Origin of the sequence: Rhodoferax ferrireducens, assembly GCF_003347515.1 — a bacterium.
In the GTDB taxonomy this organism is placed as follows: domain Bacteria; phylum Pseudomonadota; class Gammaproteobacteria; order Burkholderiales; family Burkholderiaceae_C; genus Rhodoferax.
In genome coordinates this window covers 23,106-29,226 of the sequence record NZ_QEII01000282.1, presented here as the reverse complement: position 1 = coordinate 29,226, position 6,121 = coordinate 23,106, and the positions used below count along the sequence as shown (strand labels likewise).

General features: G+C 67.1%; 4 protein-coding genes and 1 pseudogene. 2 read left to right on the top strand and 3 right to left on the bottom strand.

Going from position 1 to position 6,121, the window contains the following annotated elements:
• From C5P05_RS16365 to C5P05_RS16355, 3 genes and pseudogenes are all read right to left on the bottom strand, one after another.
• Window positions 1–352: pseudogene (locus C5P05_RS16365) on the bottom strand (NADP-dependent malic enzyme); the annotation flags it as partial.
• Between the two features lie 47 nt (window positions 353–399).
• Complete coding sequence (locus tag C5P05_RS16360; RefSeq protein ID WP_114970916.1) at window positions 400–3,102, bottom strand: CoA-binding protein; 2,703 nt, start codon at window positions 3,100–3,102, stop codon at window positions 400–402.
• Between the two features lie 10 nt (window positions 3,103–3,112).
• Entirely contained in the window at window positions 3,113–4,387 is a 1,275-nt protein-coding gene (locus tag C5P05_RS16355) for an ATP citrate lyase citrate-binding domain-containing protein (protein ID WP_114970915.1), read from the bottom strand.
• A 221-nt stretch (window positions 4,388–4,608) separates the two neighbouring features.
• Here C5P05_RS16355 and C5P05_RS16350 point away from each other — a divergent pair, with 221 nt between their 5' ends.
• Window positions 4,609–5,586 (top strand): Bug family tripartite tricarboxylate transporter substrate binding protein, encoded by a 978-nt coding sequence (locus C5P05_RS16350; RefSeq protein WP_114970914.1) that lies wholly within the window; start codon window positions 4,609–4,611, stop codon window positions 5,584–5,586.
• A gap of 21 nt (window positions 5,587–5,607) precedes the next feature.
• Window positions 5,608–6,120, top strand: a complete 513-nt coding sequence (locus tag C5P05_RS16345; protein ID WP_114970913.1) for a tripartite tricarboxylate transporter TctB family protein — start codon at window positions 5,608–5,610, stop codon at window positions 6,118–6,120.
• Window position 6,121: the final 1 nt, after the last annotated feature.

Genomic DNA, 6,121 nt, shown 5'->3' with positions numbered 1-6,121 from the left:
CGGGGTCGAGCTCGTCGAGTTCAATGTCAAAGACGTCGATGCCGGCGAATTTCTTGAACAGGCAGCCCTTGCCCTCCATCACCGGCTTGCCCGCCAGCGGGCCGATGTTGCCCAGGCCGAGCACGGCCGTGCCGTTGGTGATGACGGCCACCAGGTTGTTGCGCGCGGTCAGGTTGCCGGCCTCGGCGGGGTTGTCCACGATCGCCAGGCAGGCCTCGGCCACGCCGGGCGAGTAGGCCAGCCCGAGGTCGCGCTGGGTCGCCATGGCCTTGGTCGGATTCACCGAGATCTTGCCCGGCGTCGGGTAGCGGTGGTAGTCCAGCGCATCGCGCTTCAGGGTGTCGTTGCTCATGGTGTCTCTCTCGTTGTTATTCGGAATCCGGGCGGAACGGTTGCGCCTCAAGCGATGAAGCGGCAGGCCGAGGCGGGGGCGCGCGTGTCCATGTTGCGGCCGCGGTTGAGGTGGTCGTCGATCTCGGCGGCACAGCCCAGCATGCGGGCGTACAGGAAGACCGTGAACGCCGCCGTCTCCAGCGCGTCGGCCTGGATGGTGCCGGCGCGGTAGGCCGGCCACACGGTCTTGAGCAGCAGCGCGGCTATCACCGCGTCCACGTTCACGCAATACACGTTGCGCGACACGCCCGCGTCGTAGAGCTTTTGCACCAGGGCCTTGTAGAAGGCCAGGAACACGTTGTGCTCGCCGCGCTTCTTCATCAGTTCGCCAATGAAGACCTCGCGCGGATCGAGGTTGACCGGCTTGTCCTTGAACACCGGGTGGTTCACGCAGGGGATCTTCATGATGTCGAGGTTGCCGCTGACCTTCTTGTCGGTCTTGTAGCGGGCATAGGCCTCGACATAGCGCGTCACCAGGGCGTCGATGTCGACACCGTGCGTCGCACTGCCCGGGTCGCTCAGGCCGCTGTCCTTGAATTGCTCCAGCAGAAAGGCCACGCCTTCAAAGCCGTTGCCGCCGTGCGCGTAGCCGCAGTGCGTGAGAAAGCCGATCAAGCCCTTGTTGAGCTGCACGCGTTCCGGTTGCTCGGGGCCGTCGGACGAGACCGCGCCCTTGGCGCCCTGCGCCGAGATCGTGCCCGGACCGTTGGAGAGCAACAGGCCGACCAGGGTCTGAAAGGCGAACAGGTCGCTCGCGCCCGGCTGGCCGTGCAGCAGCGCGACAAAGGCCACGTCGGTGAGCGACCGCCGACCCAGCAGGTCGACCTCGTCGATGCCGCAAAAACGCGTTGCTTCATGGCGCGCGGCATCAACCGAGGCGCCGATGGCGGTGCCGAACAACTGCATCCAGGCCGGCAGGCACTCCACCGTCAGGCGCGAAACCCGTTTGCGCATCAAGGGGCCCCAGCCGAGCGTGGTGGTGACGGCGGCCAGCACGGCCTCGGCACGGGGGTGGCCGCCCAGGCTCTCAACGTAGCGCACGAACACCGAACGCGCCCCGCGCGCGCGCAAGCCGTCGAGCATGGCCTGGGCGTGCGGGTCGGGCTGGGCGCCCAGCATCAGTTCCGCGTCGCGGGCGTCCCGCAGGCCGTCGAGCGGGAAGCGTTCGTCCAGCGCATCCTTCAGCCCGGCCGCCGCGAAGCGCTCGATCAACTGGCCGGCGATGGCCCGGGCCGGCCCGGTGCGCCGCGGCCCGACGATGGCCAGCGCCGCCGCTAGCACGGCGTTGGGGGCGTTGCCGGCATCGCGGGCGGCCTGCGCCGCCGCCAGCGTGGCCTCGCCATGCAGATTCAACCAGGCGCCCACGGCGACGCTCACCAGCTTGCGGTCGTTCTCGCCGCCGGGCTCCTTGAGCAGGGCCAGGCCGACGTTGGCCTCCAGCGAGTACTGCGCCGCGTCCAGCACGGAGACACCGTTAAGCCGCGTCACCTGGGTCTTCGCATCCATCTGCGACACGCCGGACGCGTCCTTCATGCTTTCCCGCGCGAACACGGTGCCGACATGCCGGTCAATCGCCTCGACCTGGGCGTCGTAGGGCGCGACCGCGCGCACCACCGGCAAGTTCAGCTCCGCAGGGAGCTTGGCGCCCATGTTGGAGCCGAACCAGGCTTTCAGCTCCATCGTGCCTTCGGGCGCGAAGTCGGGCTGCACGCCATTGGCCGCCATCACCGCCGTCAGCGCGGCCGGTATGTCGGCGATGTTGACCACCACCGCGCCCTTGGCCGAGCACACCGGGTTGTCGGGCGTGAACAGCGCGTTGACGCCAAACTTTTCCATGAACCAGCGTTCCTTGGAGGCCGCGTCGTCGCCGCCGCCGGACATCGCGCCGGCATGGCCGACCGCGCGGGTGAGCTTGCTCTTCCAGCGCCCCACCACGCAGGCCACCACCGGCTTGGTGAACTCGGCGTCGAGCTCGTAGTAGCCACCCGGCTCGCAGTACAGCACGGCCGCCTTGCTGCGCGCGTCGTTGCCGAAGGCAAAGGCAAACTCGGGCGCGGCGTAGTGGATGTAGACGTCCTTGCCGGAGGACACCAGCGTGGTCGTGCCCCAGCCGCCCATGCGCAGGTACTGCGCTATGGTGGTGGTGAAGCCGCCCGAGTTGGAGAGGATGGCGACCGAGCCCTTCTTCAAGGTGTCGCCCGGGCTGTCGCCGCCCAACGCGCCGCCGATGCGCACCTGGTTCCATGAATCGGCCACGCCCAGGCTGTTGCCGCCGAAGATGTCGATGCCGCGCTGCTGCGCCATGGCACGGATCTCGCGCGCGTCGTGCACGCTCATCTTCTCGGTCGGAATGAAAATCTTGGTGAGCTCGGGGTTGACGCGGATCAGCTCGACCACGCCGTCGTCGGCCGCGCTGGGCGGCAGGTAGACCACGCCGCAGTTGAAACGGTGGCCGTCCTCCAGCCCCTCGCGCACATTGTTGTAAACCGGGATGTTGCCGGCCGGCGTCTCCAGCACCTGGCCGCGCCGGCCGGGCGAGGTGCCGAACACCACGTTGGCGCCGCTCCAGGCATGGCCGACCGGCGTGACCTCGCTGGACTCGCCGCCCAGGATGTTGAGCACGCACACCCGGTCCTCGCGGGTGGCGATCTGGGCCAGCGATTCGACGCCGGTGAAGTACTTGAAGTTGCCTGCGCTTTTTCTGATCATGTTGTTCTCCTCAATCTGCCAGCTTCATGCCGCGCGCCACCTCGGCGCGCCCGCCTGCCTTCATCCAGGCGTCGACGCGGCGCGCGTAGTCCACCACCTCGCTCATCGCCGAGTCGAAGCCGAAGATGCGGTAGGGGATGCCCAGCGCCTCGCAGGTGTCGCGCATCACGCCCATGCCGCGCACCAGGTTCGGCCCTCCGCGCCCCACCACCAGGTACAGCGGCTGCGCGCCGTACTTGCCGAAGTGCTCGCGCAGCGCATCGGCCATCGCGCGGAAGGTCTCGAAGATGTCGGTGTTGTTGCTCTTGCCGCCGATGATGAACAGCACGTTGCTCTGCTTGAGCCAGTGCTTGAAGCAGATGCGCGCCACCGCCTTCATCTTCTCGTAGGGCGGGTTGCCGCCGAAGTCCGACGAGATGCTGGCGTCGTCGCCCAGCATCTGCGTCACCAGCGAGTTGGCGCCGCCGCCGAAGGTTGGCGCCAGGATCGTGCCCTTGGGGTTAATCACGTAGACGTCGCTCTGGCCCTGGTAGGTGCGCAGCTGGTTGATCTCCTGCTCGAAGTCGGAGTAGTCGGCGGCGAACAGGTCGGACGGCAGGTTGAGCCGCTGCCAGCGCGGGTCGTCGCGGTCGAAGCCGCACTTGAAGTCGCAGGCCACCGGCGTCAGGCGCCCCTTGGCATCGGGGCGCAGGCGGATCGGATTGAGCTCTAGCGTGGTCATGCCGTAGTCGTGGAACAGGTCCCACAGATTCGGCAGGAACTGCACCAGCGGCGAGATGATCTGCTTGGGCGCCTTCAGCTCCGACAGCGCGTTGGCCACGATGAAGGCCTTCAGGCCGGTCAGCGGATTAAAGGGCACGCTGACGATCTGGGTCTTGTCGAGTTCCTCGATGTCGACGCCGCCGTGGTGCGTCAGCGTCATGGTCGGAGCGCGAAAATGCGTGTTGTCGGTAAGCGAGAAATAGACCTCGTGCTCGGCCGGCACGCCCGCCTCGAAGGTCACGCCATTGGACTTGGCGACCTGGTTGCCGTGGCGGTGCTCGCAGAAATACAGGCGCTCCTTCTCGGCCAGCGCGGTCTTCAAATCGGTGGCGCGCCCGACCAGCCCGGCCTTACCCTTCTTGCCGACGCCGCCCTTGAACACCGGCTTGATGAAGACCTGGCCGTGTTGGGTGATCAGGGCCTTGATGTCGGATTCGCTCGCGTCCGGGCCGAGAATTTCCGGGGTCGGAAAGCCCGCCAGTTTGAGGAGGCGGGCGCCATGCAGCATGCCGGTGATGTTCATAGGGGGTCCTTGGTGCGAAAGTGGATCAAGTGTGTTGGCGATGCTAGGAGGCGGCGGCGGGCGGTGGCTTTCGAAACTCTTTCATTGGCTCCTATCGATTTCCCTATACGGGTAAATACCGACCCCAACACAAGACATTTGAAAGTTCGCCGAAAGCTTGCCCGTCCCGGTCGTCCGCAAAATCAACTCCCTCGAAAACCAATTCCATGGAGACAGACACTATGAAAATCGCTCATGCACGCCGGCAGTTCCTTGCCGCCATCGCCAGCAGCGCGCTGCTGCTGGCCGCCCCCAGCGCCATGGCGCTGGATGCCGTCAAGATCCTCGCGCCGGCCGCGCCCGGCGGCGGCTGGGACCAGACCGCGCGCTCGATGCAGCGCGCCCTGCAAAGCGGCGACATCGTCAAGCGCGTGACGGTGGACAACAAGCCCGGCGCCGGCGGCACCATTGGGCTGGCGCAGTTCGTCACCTCGTCCAAGGGCGACCCGCAGGCGCTGATGGTCACCGGCATGGTGATGGTCGGCGCCATCCTGGTGAACGGTTCGCCGGTCAACCTGTCGCAAGTTACGCCGGTGGCGCGCCTGACCGGCGAGTACGAGGTGCTCGTGGTGTCAGCGGCGTCGAAGATCCAGAAACTGTCGGACCTGATTGCGCTGCTCAAGACCAACCCGGGCGCGGTGTCCTGGGGCGGCGGCTCGGCCGGTGCGACCGACCATCTGCTGGCGGCCATGATCGCCAGGAGCGCCGGCGTCGACCCGACCAAGATTAACTACATCGCGCATGCCGGCGGCGGCGAGGCGCAGGCGGCCATTCTGGGCGGCCACGTCACGGTCGGCGTCAGTGGCTGGGGCGAGTTCGCGCCCCAGATCAAGGCCGGCAAGCTGCGCGCGCTGGCGATCTCGTCGGAGCAGCGCTTGCCCGACGTAAAGGACGTGCCGACGCTGAAGGAACAAGGCGTGGATGTGGTGCTGTCCAACTGGCGCGCGCTGTTCGCGGCACCCGGCATCAGCGAGGCGCAAAGGGCCGAGCTGGTGGCGGCCATCGACAAGGCGGTGAAGACGCCTTCCTGGAAGGAGGCACTGGACAAGAACGAGTGGACCGACCTGTACCTGTCGGGTGACGCGTTCAAGAAATTCCTCGATGCCGAGCAGCCGCGCATCGCCGAGATCGTGACCTCGCTCGGCCTGGCCAAGAAATAGCGCCTGATCGAGAGGCTCACCATGAGTTCATCTTCCATTGCGCCGGTGTCCTCAGGCCGCCCGGCCCTGGGCGGCGAGGCGCTGCTGTCGCTGGGCATGGTGCTGCTGGGCGCCTTCGTCGTCTGGCAAGGCAGTCTGGTCAAGGCGGCGGCCAGCTACTCCGGCGTCGGTCCGGGCCTGTTCCCGACCCTGATCGGCAGCGGGCTGTCCCTGATCGGCATGGTCCTGGGCTGGCAGGCGCTGAACGGCGGCTGGCGCGCCATGCCGGACGACGAGAGCACGCAACAGGGCGCCGACTGGCGGGCCTTCGGCCTGATCAGCCTGGCGGTGTTGCTGCACATGCTGCTGATCGGCTGGGCCGGCTTCATCATCGCCTCGGCGCTGCTGTACGCGCTGATCGCGCGCGGTTTCGGCAGCCACCGGCCCGGCCGCGACATCGTGATTGCGGTGCTGATCGCGGTGCCGGTATTCTTCATCTTCACGCGCGGGCTGGGCCTGAACCTGCCGGCCGGCTGGCTGAGTTGGGGAGCCTGAA

Coding starts and splice junctions, on each gene's coding strand:
- C5P05_RS16360 (WP_114970916.1), bottom strand. CDS start 3,102: ATGATCAGAAAAAGCGCAGGCAACTTCAAGTACTTCACCGGCGTCGAA.
- C5P05_RS16355 (WP_114970915.1), bottom strand. CDS start 4,387: ATGAACATCACCGGCATGCTGCATGGCGCCCGCCTCCTCAAACTGGCG.
- C5P05_RS16350 (WP_114970914.1), top strand. CDS start 4,609: ATGAAAATCGCTCATGCACGCCGGCAGTTCCTTGCCGCCATCGCCAGC.
- C5P05_RS16345 (WP_114970913.1), top strand. CDS start 5,608: ATGAGTTCATCTTCCATTGCGCCGGTGTCCTCAGGCCGCCCGGCCCTG.